This is a genomic window from Salmonella sp. SAL00670 (assembly GCF_046552235.1).
GTDB lineage: Bacteria > Pseudomonadota > Gammaproteobacteria > Enterobacterales > Enterobacteriaceae > Salmonella > Salmonella enterica.
The window spans coordinates 1-18,028 of record NZ_JBGDUO010000012.1; the positions used below are offsets into that span (position 1 = coordinate 1).

Here is an 18,028-nt window from a genome sequence, read left to right on the forward strand (position 1 = left end):
GTTCCGTGTCAGTGGTGGCGCATTATAGGGAGTTATTTCTGCCTGACAAGAGGAAATTTAAAATAATTTTCTGAGTGTCTCTTTTTTCATCAACAGCGTGCTTAACGTGCCATAAAATAAGCAAATTGCCGTTATTGCAACTGCAATCACACTTCCAGGTGGCATACTAATAACCAAACGAAAGAGAAAGGAAGAACATTCATGCCTTTAAGCGCACAACAATTAGCCGCACAGAAAAATCTATCCTATGTTCTGGCTGAAAAGCTGGCGCAGCGGATATTAAAGGGTGACTACGCCCCCGGTACGATTCTTCCCGGCGAAATAGAACTGGGCGAGCAGTACGGCGTAAGTCGAACGGCAGTTCGCGAAGCGGTGAAAACGTTGACGGCTAAAGGCATGGTGCTACCCCGTCCGCGCATTGGTACGCGGGTGATGCCGCAGGGAAACTGGAACTTTCTGGATCAAGAGCTGCTGACCTGGTGGATGACGGAAGAAAATTTTCATCAGGTGGTGGATCATTTTCTGGTGATGCGTATTAGCCTGGAGCCGCAAGCCTGCCTGCTGGCGGCGACTCTTGGCACACCGGAGCAGAAAGCGCGGCTTAATGCCTTAATGGAAGAGATGGTCGCGCTGAAAAAGCATTTTAAGCGTGAACGCTGGATTGAAGTGGATATGGCGTGGCACGAGCATATCTACGAAATGAGCGCCAATCCCTTTCTAATCTCTTTTGCTACGCTATTTCATTCGGTTTATCACACTTACTTTACCTCAATCACCTATAACGAGGTGGTAAAGCTGGATTTGCACCAGGCCATTGTTGATGCCATCGCTGATGGCGACGGCGAACGCGCTTTCCAGGCCTGTCAGGCGTTGTTAATAGCGCCCAATGAGAGACCAGATAATTAACAGGATATTGAATGACCAGCAAAAAAGCGCGCAGTATGGCTGGCCTGCCGTGGATCGCGGCGATGGCCTTCTTTATGCAGGCGCTAGACGCCACCATTTTGAATACCGCTTTACCGGCTATTGCGCATAGTCTTAACCGTTCCCCACTCGCCATGCAGTCCGCTATTATCAGTTATACCCTGACAGTAGCCATGTTAATTCCGGTAAGCGGCTGGCTGGCTGACCGCTTCGGTACGCGTCGCGTCTTTATGGTTGCCGTAAGTCTGTTTACGTTAGGCTCGCTGGCCTGCGCGCTCTCCAGTTCACTATCTGAATTGGTTATTTTTCGCGTCGTACAAGGCGTCGGCGGAGCGATGATGATGCCAGTGGCGCGGCTGGCGTTATTGCGAGCCTATCCGCGTAGTGAGCTGCTGCCCGTTCTTAACTTTGTCACTATGCCGGGGCTGGTAGGTCCGATTCTGGGGCCGGTATTAGGCGGCGTACTGGTGACCTGGGCAAGCTGGCACTGGATCTTCCTGATTAATATTCCCATTGGTGTTGCAGGCATTCTGTATGCCCGCAAATATATGCCCAACTTCACCACGCCGCGTCGCAAGTTTGACATGATCGGCTTCTTTCTTTTTGGGTTAAGTCTGGTTTTATTTTCCAGCGGAATGGAACTGTTTGGCGAAAAGATTGTGGCGACATGGATCGCATCCGCCATTATTTTTTGCAGTATCGTTCTACTATTGGCCTATATCCGCCACGCCCGCCGTCATCCGACACCGTTAATATCACTATCGCTGTTTAAGACACGCACATTTTCCGTTGGCATTGCCGGCAACCTCGCCACGCGTCTGGGGACAGGCTGCGTACCTTTTTTGATTCCGTTAATGCTACAGGTTGGTTTTGGCTACCCGGCTCTGATCGCCGGCTGCATGATGGCGCCGACAGCTTTGGGTTCTATTATCGCGAAATCGACCGTAACGCAGGTTTTGCGACGTTTGGGATACCGGAAGACTCTGGTCAGCATTACGGTATTTATCGGTCTGATGATTGCCCAGTTTTCGTTTCAATCTCCCGCCATGCCGATCTGGATGCTCGTACTGCCGCTATTCATTCTTGGAATGGCGATGTCCACTCAATTTACGGCAATGAATACGATTACTCTTGCGGATCTGACAGACGATAACGCCAGCAGCGGCAACAGCGTTCTGGCGGTTACGCAGCAATTGTCTATCAGTTTAGGCGTGGCGATCAGCGCGGCGGTGTTACGTATTTATGAAGGTTTTGCGGGCACCAGTACCGTGGAACAGTTCCACTATACCTTTATCACGATGGGGGCGATCACTATCGTGTCCGCGCTGATGTTTATGCTGCTAAGAGCCAAAGACGGCAACAATCTGATTAAAGAACGGCATAAATCTAAACCGACCCACGCACCGTCAAAATCGGAGTAAGCTGAAGTCGCTGTTGTTGCAAGGCGGGCTGCGCCATCCGATGAATCAACACATCAATAGCCAGCTCGCCCAATTCATCTTTCGGCTGATGGATAGTCGTCAGCGGCGGCGTCATATAGCGCGCCAGCTCAATATCATCATAGCCAATGACTGCCATATCCTGCGGAATACGAAGCCCCGCCTGATATAGCGCCTGATAGGCGCCGACAGCCATCGCATCGTTTCCGGTAAAAACCGCTTGCGGTCGCTGTTGATGGGCGAGTAACGCCTGCATGGCGTCAAAGCCGCCGCCAAATTCAAAATCGCCGGTGATCTCATAGCCTTGCGGAATAGCCAGCCCTGCGCGTTTCATCGCCGCCCGATACCCTTCCAGCCGCAAACGCGCTGGCGTTTTGTCCAGCGGGCCGGTAATACAGGCTATTCGGGTAAATCCTTTATCGATAAGGTGTTGGGTGGCAAGATCGCCGCCTAACAACGAATTATCCTGAATGAGATCGCTACCGCCCTCGCCATCAAACGGCGACCAGTCCATCATGACGGTAGGAATAGACGGATAACGCTCCATGATTTCACGAGAAGGCTGATGCGTTTCGGTACACAGCAGCAGTAAACCGTCTACCCGTTTTTGCATCAGGGTCTCCAGGTTGCGGTTCATCCGTTGCTCGTCGCCTTCGGTATTGCACAACACCAGACTATAACCGCGCTCAAAACAGCTTCGCTCAACGCCGCGCACCAGTTCGGAATAAAAAGGGTTGGTACTGGCGGTAATTAGCATACCAATCGTGCGGGTCTGGTTTAACTTGAGGCTTCGCGCCAGCGCAGAAGGCGCATAGTTAAGTGATTTAATCGCCGCTTCAACTTTTTCGGTTATCGTCTCACTCACAAAGCGATCTTTGTTAATAACGTGAGAGACCGTCGATGTAGAGACTCCCGCCAGGCGGGCAACATCTTTCATAGTAGCCAAGCGTTACCCCTGCTGATGTAAAAACGCTTCTATCTCTTCGCGCCACGGAACGGACGGCTGCGCGCCTTTACGCGTTACGGCAATCGCGGCGGCGGCATGGGCAAAGCGAATCGCTTCCGGCAACGGCGTCTCCTCCAGTATCGCGGTGATAAAGGCGCCGTTAAACGTATCTCCGGCGGCAATGGTATCGACAGCCTCAACGCTAAATCCAGGAACGCGGCGGCCCTCGCCGTCTACGCTGGCCCAGACGCCACGGCTTCCTAAGGTAATTAATACGGTTCGAATGCCTTTATCATGCAAAACCTGCGCAGCTTTCGCGGCATCGTCGTCATTTTCCACACGCACGCCCGTCAGCTTTTCAGCTTCCGTTTCATTTGGCGTGATGATGTCCACCAGCGCCAGCAGTTCATCCGGTAGCTCACGGGCAGGCGCCGGGTTAAGCGCAACAGTAGTATGATGTTGATGGGCGATTTTCGCCGCCGCCAGTACGCTTTCCAGCGGCGATTCCAGCTGCATCAGTAACGCATCCGCCTGCGCGATACGTTCACGTTGCGCATCAACCAACGCCGGCGATAACGCGGCATTCGCTCCGGCATGAATACCGATGACGTTCTCGCCTTCGCCGTTAACGAAAATCAGCGCCACCCCGGTAGACTCGCCTTTAATAACGCTAACTGGCGCGATATCAATACGATCGCTGACTAATTGTTTACGAATACTGTCGCCAATATCGTCATCGCCCGTGCAGGCGATAAACGCAATATTTGCCCCGCTACGTCCCGCAGCAACCGCCTGATTCGCGCCTTTCCCACCAAACGCGACCTGATAATGGCTACCGGTTACCGTTTCACCCGGGGTAGGGAAGGACTCAAGATTAAGGATATGATCGGCATTAATGCTGCCAAGGACGATGAGATTACCTGCGGTTTTCATATTCGGGGTTCCACGTCAAAGTGCGCCACCGGTTAGGGTGGCGCGTGCCCTGCTTTTCTTTTTTTACGTTCACCTCAGCGGAGGCTCGCGTATTTCTGTCGCCATCAGGCCATAGTTGACCCGTGTCGTTTATTACTGCTTGATGACCAGTTTCAGGTCAACCGGATATTTGGCCTGAACTTTTTCGCCTTTCAGCACCTTATCCGCCACTTCAACGCCTTTGGCGCCGATTTGATCCGGTAACTGAGCGATAGTCGCTGCCAGTTTGCCATCTTTTACGGCCTTTTCGCCATCCGGCGTACCGTCAAATCCAACCACCATCACATCTGCTTTACCGGCAGTTTGCAGCGCGCGCAATGCGCCCAGCGCCATTTCATCGTTCTGGGCGAAGACAGCCTGAACATCCGGATGCGCGGTCAGCAGGTTCTGCATGACGTTCAGACCCTTAGTACGGTCGAAATCGGCAGGCTGGCTGGCCAGGACATTAAATTTGTGGGCGGCTACCGCCTGCTGGAAACCTTCGCCACGCTCACGCGCCGCAGATGTTCCAGCAATGCCTTGCAACTCAATCACTTTGGCGCCTTCGCCAGCTTTTTTCGCGATATAGTCGCCAGCTATCTTACCGCCCAGCACGTTATCAGACGCAATATGGCTGACGACATCACCTTTGGTTGCCTGGCGGTCAAGCGTGATAACCGGAATCTTCGCCTGGTTCGCCATCTTCACCGCGTTACCCACCGCATCGGAGTCAGTCGGGTTGATCAGCAGAATTTTGGTCCCGCGAACGGTTAAATCCTGCACGTTCGCCAGCTCTTTGGCAGGGTTGTTCTGGGAGTCCAGCACCACCAGGTTATAACCCAGTTTATCCGCCTCTTTTTGCGCCCCGTCTTTTAACGACACGAAGAAGGGATTATTGAGGGTAGAGATCACCAGCGCAATGGTGTCTTTCGCCATTGCATTCGCGCTCACGGTGGCGCTCAGCGCAACAGCAGATACCAGGGTAGCCAGTTTTTTCATGTTCATATTTCAGATGTCCTGTAGTCGTTGTTACTGCTTTTTGTTGTCTACCAGTACCGCCAGCAAAATCACCACCGCTTTGACGATCATCTGGTAATAGGAGGAAACACCTAACAAATTCAAACCATTATTAAGGAAGCCGAGAATCAATGCGCCGATCAATGTCCCAACAATGCGCCCTTTACCACCTGCAAGGCTGGTGCCGCCCAGCACCACGGCGGCAATAGCATCCAGCTCATAGCCGGTACCCGCCGTCGGCTGCGCGGAAGAGAGGCGCGCCACTTCAATGATGCCCGCCAGCGACGCTGTCAGGCCGCAAAGTGAATAGACGATAATTTTCACTTTGCTCACGCTAATGCCAGACAGGCGCGTCGCCGCTTCGTTACCGCCCAGCGCGTAGATATAGCGTCCCAGACGGGTGTGATGCAGCATATACCAGGCGGCGATAAAGACGATAGCCATGATCCAGACCGGCGTAGGAACGCCCAGCGGACGGCCGATACCGAACCAGCCAAACAGATCGGCGTTATCGGTAAAGCCAGTGTTGACCGGGCTACCGTCGGTGTAAACCATCGTCACGCCGCGCAGTAGCAGCATCATCACCAGCGTAGCGATAAACGCCTGTACGCGGCCTTTCGCGACGATAACGCCAGTAACAGCGCCAATCGCGGCGCCCAGCGCCAGCGCGGCGGCAACCGCGACCAGCGCATTCACTTCAACGCCGACGATTGAAGCGGCAACCGCACCGGTAAGCGCCAGCAGGGAACCGACGGACAGATCGATCCCCGATGTCAGAATCACCAACGTCATCCCCACCGCCATAATGGCGTTGACGGAGGTCTGTTGAAGAATATTGAACAGATTATTAACGGTAAAAAAGTTGGGGCTCAACGTCGAAACAATCGCGATCAGCACCAGCAGGGCAATGAGCGACTTCTGCTCAAGAAGCCACGCTTTAGTGAAATAACGGCGACCAGAAACAGCCTGGGTTGTCATCTTTTTTACTCCTGATTCACGCGATTAAGCTTGCCCACTGCGGCAGCCATTAACACTTCCTGGGTGGCCTGCTCGCGAGTAAATTCACCGCTGAGATGCCCTTCATGCATGACGATGATGCGATCGCTCATGCCTAATACTTCTGGCATCTCAGATGAGACCAGAATGATGCTCAGGCCGTCGGCCTTAAACTGGTTGATAAGCTGGTAAATCTCTTTCTTGGCGCCGACGTCCACGCCGCGGGTCGGCTCGTCGAGAATGAGCACTTTCGGGCGCGTCATCAACCCGCGGGCAATCGCCACTTTTTGCTGATTACCGCCAGAAAGCAGGCCTATCGCCTGTTCCATTGACGGCGTCTTGACGTTGAACAGACGGATAAAATCCCCCACCGCCTGCTGCTCATCTTTGTGTTTCAGGCTTCCGCCAGCGCGGCTGAAATAATCCAGCGCAGTCAGCGACATATTCTCTTTAACTGACATGCCGAGCACCAGTCCATCGCGCTTACGGTCTTCAGAGATATAAACGATGCCATTGGCCAGCCCGTCCTGCGGAGAACGCGTCACCACTTCGTGTCCATCGAGCGTCACGTAACCGCTGGTTCGCGGCATCGCGCCGTACAATACTTTCATCAGCTCGGTGCGACCGGCGCCCATCAGGCCGGAGATGCCAAGGATCTCGCCTTTTCGCAGCACAAAAGAGACATCATTCACGCCCGGTCCGCACAGATTATCGACCTTCAGGCGAATCTCACCCGGCGCGTTATCCAGATGCGGGTACTGATCTTCCAGCTTACGTCCCACCATCATTTCGATAAGAGAATCTTCGGTCAACGTGGCCACTTCACGCTCGGCGATAAATTGCCCATCGCGGAAGACCGTCACGTCATCGCAAATTTCGAAGATCTCTTTCATACGGTGGGAGATATAGACAATGCCGCGCCCCTGCGATTTTAATTCGCGGATAACGCGGAACAGAGAGTCGGTTTCAGTGTCGGTCAGCGCATCGGTCGGTTCATCCATAATGATGACTTTGGATTCGAAGCTCAGCACTTTGGCGATTTCCACCATTTGCTGATCGCCGATAGAGAGTTCGCCCACCAGCTTATCGCTCTTAAAACGCAGATTGAGTTTGGCTAAGAGGTGGTCGGCTTCGGCATACATCTTTTTCCAGTCGATTTTGCCAAAGCGATTCACAAACTCACGGCCCAGGAAGATGTTTTCCGCAATGGTCAACTGCGGGATCAGGTTCAGTTCCTGATGAATAATGCCGATCCCGGCTTCCTGAGACGATTTAGGCCCATTAAAGGTGGTCTCTTTACCCAGCCATAACAACGATCCCGCATCTCGCGTATAGATGCCGGTTAATACTTTCATCATGGTGGATTTTCCGGCGCCGTTTTCCCCCACCAGCGCCATAACGCGGCCAGGATAAACGTTTAACGCGGCGCCGGAGAGAGCCTTCACGCCGGGGAACGCTTTATCGATCCCTTTGAGTTGCAGTAATGCGTCCATAGCGGCCTCAGAAAGTGACGCCAGCGCAAAGAATGACGTTCGCATACGGGGAACACTCCCCGCTGCGAATCACCGCCTGACTGTCTGCAGTCAATTTTTTGAATTGTTCGTGTGTCGTATAACTAATTTTTATGGTGTTTCCCTGGTGTTGCTGCAGTTGCTCAAGGTGAGTGAGCAACGTTTCGTGGAGCTGCGGATTCTGTTGTTTGATTTCCGTTGCAAGAATCGCCGCCTCAACCTGCATTTCCCGGGTCACGACATCCACCACCTGCATAAAAGAAGGTACGCCCTGGGTTAGTGCCATATCGATACGCGCGGTGCTATTCGGGATGGGTAAACCCGCATCACAGACCACCAGAGTATCAGTATGCCCCAGACGGGAAATGACCGACGAGATTTCAGAGTTGAGTACGGTGCCTTTCTTCATTTTTCTGCTCCACTAGCGAAACGTTTCGCTGGCCGCAGTGTAACCCTGGATGTGTTCATAAAACCATCATGACGTAACAGAATTGTGATCGCCGTCGAAACGTTTCGCTAGCGGAAATCAGGCGATTATCTTGTGGGAATCTACGGATTGGCCAGGCCGGGTAAGCCAACGCGGCCCCCGGCATGTTGATGGGAGGTTAAATCTCGACCTGCGTACCTAACTCAATCACGCGGTTAGGCGGGATCTCGAACTGATCCGGCGCGCGCAGGGCGTTGCGTTGCAACAACAAATACAGCTTGCCACGCAGACGCAAATACCACGGGCGTTTGCCGACAATCAACGACTCGTGCGACATAAAGAACGACGTTTCCATCATCCGACAGCTAAGGCCTTCCAGACCGCAGCGGTGGAACACCTCTTCAACGTTTGGCGTTTCGCGCCAGCCGTAGCTGGCCACCACGCGCCAGAATGTCGGAGACAACTGCTCAATCTGCACCCGGCGAACGTTATGCACATAAGGCGCATCTTCCGTACGCAACGTCAGTAAGATTACGCGCTCATGCAACACTTTGTTGTGCTTCAGGTTATGCAATAAAGCAAAAGGGATCACACTGAGCGCGCGCGACATGTATACGGCAGTACCCGGCACCCGAACCGGCGGTGACTTCTCCAGTGAAGCAATCATCGCTTCCAGCGAATTACCGTGTTCATGCATACGACGCAACAGACGGAAACGCTCGCTCTTCCAGGTGGTCATGATCGTGAACATGATCAGGCCCAGGCTCAGCGGCAGCCAACCACCGGACAACAATTTATCGAGGTTAGCCGAGAACAGCGGGATATCCACGCACAGGAACGCGATGAGGATCAGCGCGACAAAATATTTGTTCCAGTGCCAGTTCTTACGCGCCACGGTCGTAGAAAGAATAGACGTCAGCACCATCGTGCCGGTCACGGCGATACCATAGGCCGCCGCCAGGTTGCTGGAGTGCTCAAAGCTAACGATAACAACCACGACCGCGAAATAAAGCAGCCAGTTAACGAAAGGGATGTAGATCTGACCGGACTCCATCTCGGAGGTATGGATAATGCGCATTGGCGACAAATAGCCAAGGCGCACAGCCTGACGCGTCAGCGAAAAGACGCCGGAAATGACCGCCTGGGAGGCGATCACCGTCGCCAGCGCGGCCAGAATCAGCAGCGGAATTAACGCCCAGTCCGGCGCCAACAGGAAGAAGGGGTTTTTAATCGCTTCCGGATGCTTAAGTAGCAATGCGCCCTGACCAAAGTAGTTCAGTACTAACGACGGCAATACCACGGTAAACCACGCCAGGCGAATCGGGAACTTACCGAAGTGTCCCATATCGGCGTACAACGCCTCTACGCCGGTAATCGACAGCACCACCGCGCCCAACGCAATAAATGATACGGTTTTATATTCAAGGAAAAAACGTACCGCCCAGACAGGATTCAGCGCATGTAACACTTCGGGATTGGCGATAATACTGCGCAGGCCAAGTACCGCCAGGATTAAAAACCAGGTCAGCATGATCGGCGCAAAGAGTTTCCCTACCATTCCCGTACCGTGCTTCTGAATCATAAACAACAGAGTCAGCACAATAATGGAGAGCGGGACAATCCAGGTATCCAACTGCGGCGCGACAATCTCCAGGCCTTCAATCGCCGACATCACCGAAATCGCCGGCGTAATGACCACTTCGCCATAGAAAAAGCTGCCGCCTATCAGTCCCATGATAACTAACATGGATGTGGTGCGCGCCGAGGTATTACGCCCGGCAAGCGACATCAGCGTCAAAATTCCACCTTCACCCGCGTTATCGGCGCGCATCACGAAGGTGAGATATTTGATGGAAACCACAAAGATGAGTAGCCAGAAGATCAGCGACAGAAAACCAAACACGGCATCTCGTTCAACGCCAAAACCAAACTGACCGGACAAACATTCACGAAGCGTATAAAGCGGGCTGGTACCAATATCACCGTAGACAACCCCAATAGCTGCGAGGGTAATCGCAGGCAACGATTGCTTATTATCAGTGCTCATAGACTCATCTTTCGTTTATACACGTCACCCTTCACCCTACCTCCTTGTCGGCTGCATTCGCTTACCCCAGTCACACGTTTAAGTCAGTGCCAGGGGATTCACTCCTTTGCCGCCTTGATGTAGTTTGAATGAATGAGTGTATAGATATGAAATGTGTGCTTAGTCCCTTGGCCCACAAAAAAGCGCACAGTATGCACGATTAATCATAAAATCGTACCCCTAAATGAAGCCAGATTAACCTGGCTCAAAGAAAAATAAACAGCGCGTCAGACGATTACAGCCCCGGTGGTGAAACGTCTATACTCGCAATTAGCATGATCCATTTGTCGAAAGGACGCCTCTTTATTATGGCTCACCCACATTTATTAGCGGAAAGAATTTCCCGTCTGAGCAGCGCCCTTGAGAAGGGACTGTATGAACGTAGTCATGCCATACGCCTTTGCCTACTGGCGGCGTTAAGCGGTGAGAGCGTCTTTTTGTTGGGCCCGCCCGGTATCGCCAAGAGTCTGATTGCCCGCCGCCTGAAGTTTGCTTTCCAGCGCGCCCGCGCTTTTGAATATCTGATGACACGCTTTTCCACGCCGGAAGAGGTTTTTGGCCCGCTCTCTATTCAGGCGCTGAAAGATGAAGGTCGCTATGAACGCTTAACGACCGGCTATCTTCCCGAAGCCGAAATCGTTTTTCTGGATGAAATCTGGAAAGCCGGGCCCGCTATCCTGAACACATTGCTGACCGCCATTAACGAACGCCATTTCCGCAACGGCGCATTTGAGGAAAAAATTCCGATGCGGCTGCTGGTGGCGGCCTCCAACGAACTGCCCGAAGCGGACAGCAGCCTGGAAGCCTTGTACGACCGAATGTTGATTCGCCTGTGGCTGGATAAAGTTCAGGATAAAGCCAATTTCCGCTCCATGCTGATTAGTCAGCAGGATGAGAGTGATAACCCGGTCCCCGCCTCGTTACAGGTTAGCGACGAAGAATATCAACAGTGGCAAAAAGATATCGGCGCGATTTCACTCCCTGATCCGGTCTTTGAGCTGATATTTACTCTGCGCCAACAGCTGGATAATTTGCCGAATGCGCCTTATGTCTCCGACCGTCGCTGGAAGAAAGCCATCCGCCTGTTACAGGCCAGCGCCTTCTTTAGCGGACGCGACGCGGTTGCGCCGATTGACCTTATCCTGCTAAAAGATTGCTTGTGGTATGACGCGCAGAGTCTGAATCTCATGCAACAGCAACTAGAAATATTGATGACCGGACACGCCTGGCAGCAGCAGGCCATGCTGACTCGCCTCGGCGGTATTGTCCAGCGCCGCCTCCAGTTGCAGCAACAGCAAAGCGATAAAACCGCCTTCACCGTCATTAAAGAAGGCGGTATGTTCAGCCGCCGCCCGCATTACACTTTACCGCCGGAAGCCAGTGCGTCAACGTTGACGTTATTGCTACAAAAACCGCTAAAACTGCATGATATGGAAGTGATCCATATTACCTTTGACCGCAGCGCGCTGGAACTTTGGCTGACCAAAGGCGGCGAGATCCGCGGCAAACTGAACGGGATCGGCTTTGCCCAAACGTTGAATATGGAAGTCGATAACGCTCAACATCTGGTGGTGCGCGACATCAGTCTACAAGGTACCCGTCTGGCGTTACCGGGAGCGGCTGAAGACAGTATGCCTGCGGAGATCAAACAGCAGCTGGAAACGTTAGAAAACGACTGGCGCCAGCAGCATACCCGCTTCAGCGAGCAGCAACATTGCCTGTTTATTCACAGCGACTGGTTAGGGCGCATTGAGGCCAGCCTGCAGGATGTAGGAGAACAGATCCGCCAGGCGCAACAATGCTGACGCTGGATACGCTAAATACCATGCTGGCCGTCAGCGAAGAGGGAATGGTCGAAGAGATGATCCTCGCGCTATTGGCTTCCCCACAGCTGGTCATTTTCTTTGAAAAGTTTCCGCGTTTAAAAAACGCCGTGACCGCCGATCTCCCGCGCTGGCGGGAAGCGCTACGCAGCCGTCTTAAAGACGCACGCGTTCCGCCGGAACTCACGGAAGAGGTCATGTGTTATCAGCAAAGCCAACTTCTCTCTACCCCACAGTTCATCGTGCAACTGCCGCAAATACTGGCGTTGCTTCATCGCCTGCATTCACCGTATGCCGCGCAGGCGAAGCAGTTGACGGAGAGCAACAGTACCTTTACCCCTGCGCTACACACGCTTTTTTTGCAACGCTGGCGGTTAAGTCTGGTCGTGCAGGCCACCACGTTAAACCAGCAACTACTGGAAGAAGAGCGCGAGCAGTTGATGAGTGACGTTCAGGAACGGATGACGCTGAGCGGGCAACTGGAACCGACGCTGGCGGAAAATGATAATGCCGCAGGCCGCCTGTGGGATATGAGCGCGGGCCAGCTTAAACGTGGTGATTATCAACTGATCGTAAAATACGGCGAATTTCTCGCCGCCCAGCCGGAGCTAATGCAACTGGCGGAACAACTGGGACGTTCGCGGGAAGCCAAATCGGTACCGAAAAAAGACGCGCCGATGGAAACCTTTCGTACACTGGTACGCGAACCCGCTACGGTGCCGGAGCAGGTTGACGGTATTCAGCAAGGCGATGATATTCTGCGCCTGTTGCCGCCAGAGCTGGCGACGCTCGGCATCACCGAGCTGGAATATGAATTCTACCGCCGATTAGTGGAAAAACAGCTCCTCACCTATCGCCTGCATGGCGAAGCGTGGCGTGAGAAAGTGACCGAACGGCCGGTAGTACACCAGGATGTCGACGAGCAGCCGCGCGGACCGTTTATTGTCTGCGTCGATACTTCAGGCTCGATGGGGGGATTTAACGAGCAGTGCGCAAAAGCGTTCTGCCTGGCGTTGATGCGCGTTGCGCTGGCGGATAACCGCCGCTGCTTTATTATGCTGTTTTCCACTGACGTTGTGCGCTATGAACTCTCCGGCCCGGAAGGTATCGAGCAGGCCATCCGCTTTTTAAGTCAACGTTTTCGCGGCGGCACGGATATCGCCAGCTGTTTTCGCGCCATTATTGAAAGAATGCAGGGACGGGAATGGTTTGATGCCGATGCGGTGGTCATTTCGGATTTTATCGCCCAGCGCTTGCCGGATGACGTGGTGAGCAAAGTGGGAGAGTTGCAGCGTCTTCACCAGCATCGATTCCATGCGGTGGCGATGTCGGCGCACGGCAAACCCGGCATCATGCGCATTTTCGATCATATCTGGCGCTTTGACACCGGGATGCGAAGCCGCCTGCTGAGACGCTGGCGGCGCTAACGGCTTATAAAATAGCAGGAATGCTTTCGCGAACCTGCGCGGGCCATACGCCGCACTGTACCTGACCAATATGCGGCAATTGCAGCAGCAACATCGTCAGACGCGACTGCCCAATCCCGCCGCCGATGGTCTGCGGCATTTCGCCGCGCAGCAGCGCCTGATGCCACTCCAGTTGCAGACGATCTTCATCACCGGTCAACGCCAGCTGGCGCATCAGCGTATCGGCATCTACGCGAATACCCATAGAGGAAAGCTCAAACGCATCTTCCAGCACCGGGTTCCACACCAGGATATCGCCGTTCAGACCGGCGTAGCCCAGCTCAGATGCGGAGCTCCAGTCATCATAATCCGGCGCGCGTACATCATGGCGGTGGCCATCGCTCAGTTTACCGCCGATCCCCACCAGAAAAACGGCGCCAAGTTCTTTGGCGATCGCGCGTTCGCGCCCTTTCGCATCCAGATCCGGATAGCGAGACAACAGCTCCTGGCTGTGAACAAACTGAATTTGCTCTGGCAGGAACGGCGCCAGACCAAACTGTTTATGCACTTCTGCTTCCGTCGCCTTAATTCCAGCCCATATAGCCTCTACTGTGCTTTTCAGGGTGGAAAATTGGCGCTCGCCATCGCCCATGACACGCTCCCAGTCCCACTGATCCACATAGACCGAGTGGAGCGGAGAGAGTCGGTCTTCATCGGGGCGAAGGGCTTTCATGTGCGTGTACAGCCCTTCGCCCGCGCTGAAGTCATGTTGCCCCAGGGTTTGACGTTTCCACTTCGCCAGTGAATGCACCACTTCGAACTGGGCGTCAGGCAACGCTTTCACTTTTACCTGCACCGCTTTTTCACAGCCGGACAAATTATCCTGCGTACCATCTCCTACGCGACTCAGGATCGGCGCCTGGACCTCAATCAGACCCAGACGCTCCTCCAGCTGGCGAGAGAAATGTGATTTCACGAAGCTAATTTGACGTTGTTTGGCAATGTAAGCGGTTTTCATTTTTTTACTCCTGCGTCCTGTTGCCTATGATTAAGCAACAAAACGAGAGCACTATTCAATAATCAACAGATAAAAAGCTAACTTCGGTTTTGATTCGTTAAAAATAATGGCTAAAATAGAGATAATCATTAATCTGCATAAGAAAAAGCGATGGAAAATTATCAGATCGACAATCTGGACCGCGGCATACTTGACGCCTTAATGGGAAATGCCCGCACCGCCTACGCCGAACTGGCCAAACAATTTGGCGTTAGCCCTGGAACCATTCACGTTCGCGTCGAGAAAATGAAGCAGGCCGGGATCATTACGGGCGCACGGATTGACGTCAGCCCTAAACAACTGGGCTACGATGTGGGCTGCTTTATTGGCATCATCCTCAAAAGCGCCAAAGACTATCCCTCCGCACTGGCCCGGCTGGAAAGCCTGGATGAGGTGACGGAAGCGTATTACACCACCGGTCACTACAGCATCTTTATAAAAGTGATGTGCAAATCAATCGACGCGCTTCAGCACGTACTTATCAACAAGATCCAAACAATTGATGAAATTCAGTCCACTGAGACACTGATCGTCTTGCAGAACCCGATCATGCGCACCATCAAGCCATGATCGGCTTTTTTAACCCCACATTTTTCCACAGGTAGATCCCAGCTCGTTCACAGAGTACAATGCAGCCTCTTTACCTGAGCGAGCGATCAATGGCAGACATTACTCTTATCAGCGGCAGCACCCTGGGCGGCGCCGAATACGTCGCGGAACATCTGGCGGAAAAGCTGGAAGCTGCCGGTTTTTCAACCGAAACGGTGCACGGTCCGTTATTAGAGGATCTGTCAACTTCCGGGATCTGGCTGATAATCAGCTCAACGCACGGCGCCGGAGACATTCCGGACAACCTGACCCCTTTCTATGAAGACCTTCAGACGCAGAAACCCGATCTTTCCGCGGTACGTTTCGGCGCAATTGGCATTGGCAGTCGAGAATACGACACGTTTTGCGGCGCGATTGAGAAAATAGAAGCGGAACTGAAAGGCGCTGGCGCAAAACAGGTTGGGGAAACACTGAAGATCAACATCCTTGAGCATGAGATTCCGGAAGATCCAGCGGAGATTTGGCTCGGATCCTGGATTAATTTACTCAAATAAGTGTAAAGATCGTGCGATCCATTGTGGATAAATCTGGTGGAAAGCTTGGATCAACCGGTAGTTATCCAAAGAATAACCGTTGTTCACTTTTTGAGTTGTGTATAAGTACCCGTTTTGATCCCAGCTTATACGGGCCACGATCACCGATCATTCACAGCTAGTGATCCTTTCCAACGCATTGATCTTTATTACAGGATCCGAGTTATCCACAGCCTGGCGCGATCCTAATAAGAGATCACAATAGAACAGATCTCTAAATAAAAAGATCTTCTTTTTAATAGCCCGGATCCCGGGGCTTTCTCCATCGGCTAAAGTTGAGTAGAATCCACCGCCCGGGCTTCAATCCATTTTCACACCGCGTTATGCGAGGCAATTACCATGTTTTATCAGGATCCTTTTGACGTCATTATTATTGGCGGGGGTCATGCAGGCACTGAGGCCGCGATGGCCGCAGCGCGTATGGGTCAACAGACTCTGCTTTTGACACACAATATTGACACGTTGGGACAGATGAGCTGCAACCCGGCGATCGGCGGTATTGGAAAGGGACATCTGGTAAAAGAGGTGGATGCGCTCGGCGGTCTGATGGCGAAAGCGATCGATCAGGCAGGTATTCAGTTTAGGATACTAAACGCCAGCAAAGGTCCGGCCGTTCGCGCTACCCGGGCTCAGGCGGATCGAGTCTTATACCGCCAGGCGGTGCGTACCGCGCTGGAGAATCAGCCGAATCTGATGATCTTCCAGCAAGCGGTTGAAGATCTGATTGTCGAAAACGATCGCGTTGTCGGCGCTGTGACCCAAATGGGGCTCAAATTCCGTGCGAAAGCGGTGGTGCTGACCGTCGGAACCTTCCTGGACGGCAAAATTCATATTGGTCTGGATAACTACAGCGGCGGTCGTGCTGGCGATCCGCCATCCATCCCGCTGTCTCGCCGTCTGCGTGAGCTTCCGCTACGCGTCAGCCGCCTGAAAACCGGCACACCGCCGCGTATTGATGCGCGTACTATCGATTTCAGCGTGTTGGCTCAACAGCATGGCGATAACCCGATGCCGGTTTTCTCGTTTATGGGGAATGCTTCTCAGCATCCGCAACAGGTGCCGTGTTACATCACGCATACCAATGAGAAAACCCATGACGTGATTCGTAATAACCTCGATCGTAGCCCAATGTACGCTGGCGTGATCGAAGGGATCGGCCCACGCTACTGTCCTTCGATCGAAGACAAGGTGATGCGTTTTGCCGATCGTAACCAGCATCAGATCTTCCTTGAGCCGGAAGGACTGACCTCTAACGAGATTTACCCTAACGGTATCTCCACCAGCCTGCCGTTTGACGTGCAGATGCAGATTGTCCGTTCCATGCAGGGTATGGAGAACGCGAAGATCGTTCGCCCTGGTTACGCGATTGAGTACGATTTCTTCGACCCGCGCGATCTGAAACCGACTCTGGAAAGTAAATTTATTCACGGCCTGTTCTTTGCTGGTCAAATCAACGGTACTACCGGCTATGAAGAGGCTGCGGCGCAGGGCTTGCTCGCTGGTCTGAATGCCGCGCGTCTTTCCGCCGACAAAGAGGGCTGGGCGCCTGCGCGTTCTCAGGCTTATCTCGGCGTGCTGGTGGACGATCTCTGTACGCTGGGCACCAAAGAGCCGTATCGTATGTTTACCTCCCGCGCCGAATATCGCCTGATGCTGCGTGAGGACAACGCCGATCTGCGTCTGACCGAAATGGGCCGCGAGCTGGGTCTGGTGGATGATGAACGCTGGGCGCGCTTCAACGAGAAGCTGGAAAATATCGAACGAGAACGTCAGCGGCTGAAATCGACATGGGTAACGCCGTCTGCGGAATCCGCCGATGAAGTGAATGCGCATTTGACCACGCCTCTCTCCCGTGAGGCCAGCGGCGAAGATCTGTTGCGTCGTCCGGAAATGACCTACGCGCAGCTCACTTCGCTTGCCGCATTCGCGCCTGCGCTTGAAGATGAGCAAGCCGCTGAGCAGGTGGAAATCCAGGTCAAATACGAAGGCTATATCGCTCGCCAGCAGGATGAGATTGAAAAACAACTACGTAACGAGAATACGTTGCTACCTGCCACGCTGGATTATCGTCAGGTTTCCGGTCTGTCGAACGAAGTTATCGCCAAGCTGAACGATCATAAACCGGCGTCTATCGGCCAGGCATCGCGTATCTCCGGCGTTACGCCAGCGGCAATCTCCATTCTGCTGGTATGGCTGAAAAAACAAGGTATGCTGCGTCGTAGCGCTTGATAACACTAATTTGGCGGGGGCGCTTCGCTTGCCCGCCCTACAAATTTGTAGGCCCGATAAGCGAAAGCGCATCG

15 protein-coding genes are annotated in these 18,028 nt (G+C 53.3%); 7 read left to right on the top strand and 8 right to left on the bottom strand.

From position 1 onward, the window contains the following. The first annotated feature begins 201 nt into the window (after window positions 1–201). Together ACLJRS_RS22470 and mdtD are read left to right on the top strand one after the other, a co-directional pair. Complete coding sequence (locus ACLJRS_RS22470; protein ID WP_001131144.1) at window positions 202–906, top strand: FadR/GntR family transcriptional regulator; 705 nt, start codon at window positions 202–204, stop codon at window positions 904–906. Between the two features lie 11 nt (window positions 907–917). Next, window positions 918–2,345 (top strand): multidrug transporter subunit MdtD, encoded by a 1,428-nt coding sequence (mdtD, locus tag ACLJRS_RS22475; RefSeq protein WP_000202067.1) that lies wholly within the window; start codon window positions 918–920, stop codon window positions 2,343–2,345. Here the strand turns inward: mdtD and rbsR are convergent. The 7 genes from rbsR to kup all read right to left on the bottom strand — a co-directional run bounded on the left by rbsR (window position 2,311) and on the right by kup (window position 10,258). Then, window positions 2,311–3,309: a ribose operon transcriptional repressor RbsR gene (rbsR, locus tag ACLJRS_RS22480; protein WP_000224494.1), complete on the bottom strand. Its 999-nt coding sequence runs from the start codon at window positions 3,307–3,309 to the stop codon at window positions 2,311–2,313. The two genes, mdtD and rbsR, sit on opposite strands and share 35 nt — an antisense overlap. A 3-nt stretch (window positions 3,310–3,312) precedes the next feature. Further along, on the bottom strand, window positions 3,313–4,242 hold the full coding sequence (rbsK, locus tag ACLJRS_RS22485; RefSeq protein WP_000844728.1) for a ribokinase: 930 nt from the start codon (window positions 4,240–4,242) through the stop codon (window positions 3,313–3,315). Window positions 4,243–4,374: 132 nt separating this feature from the next. Further along, window positions 4,375–5,265 (bottom strand): ribose ABC transporter substrate-binding protein RbsB, encoded by an 891-nt coding sequence (rbsB, locus tag ACLJRS_RS22490; RefSeq protein ID WP_001056260.1) that lies wholly within the window; start codon window positions 5,263–5,265, stop codon window positions 4,375–4,377. 24 nt (window positions 5,266–5,289) lie between these two features. Further along, entirely contained in the window at window positions 5,290–6,255 is a 966-nt protein-coding gene (gene rbsC / locus ACLJRS_RS22495) for a ribose ABC transporter permease (protein WP_000211345.1), read from the bottom strand. Between the two features lie 5 nt (window positions 6,256–6,260). Continuing rightward, window positions 6,261–7,766 (bottom strand): ribose ABC transporter ATP-binding protein RbsA, encoded by a 1,506-nt coding sequence (gene rbsA, locus ACLJRS_RS22500; protein ID WP_000339359.1) that lies wholly within the window; start codon window positions 7,764–7,766, stop codon window positions 6,261–6,263. Window positions 7,767–7,773: 7 nt separating this feature from the next. Then, window positions 7,774–8,193 carry a D-ribose pyranase gene (rbsD, locus tag ACLJRS_RS22505; protein WP_000715944.1) on the bottom strand — a complete coding sequence of 140 codons (420 nt, stop codon included), beginning with the start codon at window positions 8,191–8,193 and terminating at the stop codon, window positions 7,774–7,776. A 196-nt stretch (window positions 8,194–8,389) separates the two neighbouring features. Further along, window positions 8,390–10,258, bottom strand: a complete 1,869-nt coding sequence (gene kup / locus ACLJRS_RS22510; RefSeq protein ID WP_000102338.1) for a low affinity potassium transporter Kup — start codon at window positions 10,256–10,258, stop codon at window positions 8,390–8,392. Window positions 10,259–10,605: 347 nt separating this feature from the next. On the opposite strand from kup, the gene ravA reads away from it, so the two are divergent. Together ravA and viaA are read left to right on the top strand one after the other, a co-directional pair. Beyond that, window positions 10,606–12,102 carry an ATPase RavA gene (ravA, locus tag ACLJRS_RS22515; RefSeq protein WP_000940975.1) on the top strand — a complete coding sequence of 499 codons (1,497 nt, stop codon included), beginning with the start codon at window positions 10,606–10,608 and terminating at the stop codon, window positions 12,100–12,102. Continuing rightward, entirely contained in the window at window positions 12,096–13,547 is a 1,452-nt protein-coding gene (viaA, locus tag ACLJRS_RS22520) for an ATPase RavA stimulator ViaA (RefSeq protein WP_000956595.1), read from the top strand. The genes ravA and viaA overlap by 7 nt, the downstream gene beginning before the upstream one ends. A 4-nt stretch (window positions 13,548–13,551) precedes the next feature. On the opposite strand, the gene asnA is transcribed toward viaA, so the two are convergent. After that, the gene (asnA, locus tag ACLJRS_RS22525) at window positions 13,552–14,544 is read right to left on the bottom strand and encodes an aspartate--ammonia ligase (protein ID WP_000845123.1); all 993 of its coding nucleotides are present in this window, start codon (window positions 14,542–14,544) and stop codon (window positions 13,552–13,554) included. A gap of 150 nt (window positions 14,545–14,694) precedes the next feature. Here asnA and asnC point away from each other — a divergent pair, with 150 nt between their 5' ends. The 3 genes from asnC to mnmG all read left to right on the top strand — a co-directional run bounded on the left by asnC (window position 14,695) and on the right by mnmG (window position 17,954). Beyond that, complete coding sequence (asnC, locus tag ACLJRS_RS22530) at window positions 14,695–15,153, top strand: transcriptional regulator AsnC (protein ID WP_000433018.1); 459 nt, start codon at window positions 14,695–14,697, stop codon at window positions 15,151–15,153. A gap of 89 nt (window positions 15,154–15,242) precedes the next feature. After that, a complete protein-coding gene (mioC, locus tag ACLJRS_RS22535; protein ID WP_000763722.1) occupies window positions 15,243–15,686 on the top strand; it encodes an FMN-binding protein MioC in 444 nt (147 codons plus the stop codon). A 378-nt stretch (window positions 15,687–16,064) separates the two neighbouring features. Beyond that, window positions 16,065–17,954: a tRNA uridine-5-carboxymethylaminomethyl(34) synthesis enzyme MnmG gene (gene mnmG / locus ACLJRS_RS22540; RefSeq protein WP_000499872.1), complete on the top strand. Its 1,890-nt coding sequence runs from the start codon at window positions 16,065–16,067 to the stop codon at window positions 17,952–17,954. Window positions 17,955–18,028: the final 74 nt, after the last annotated feature.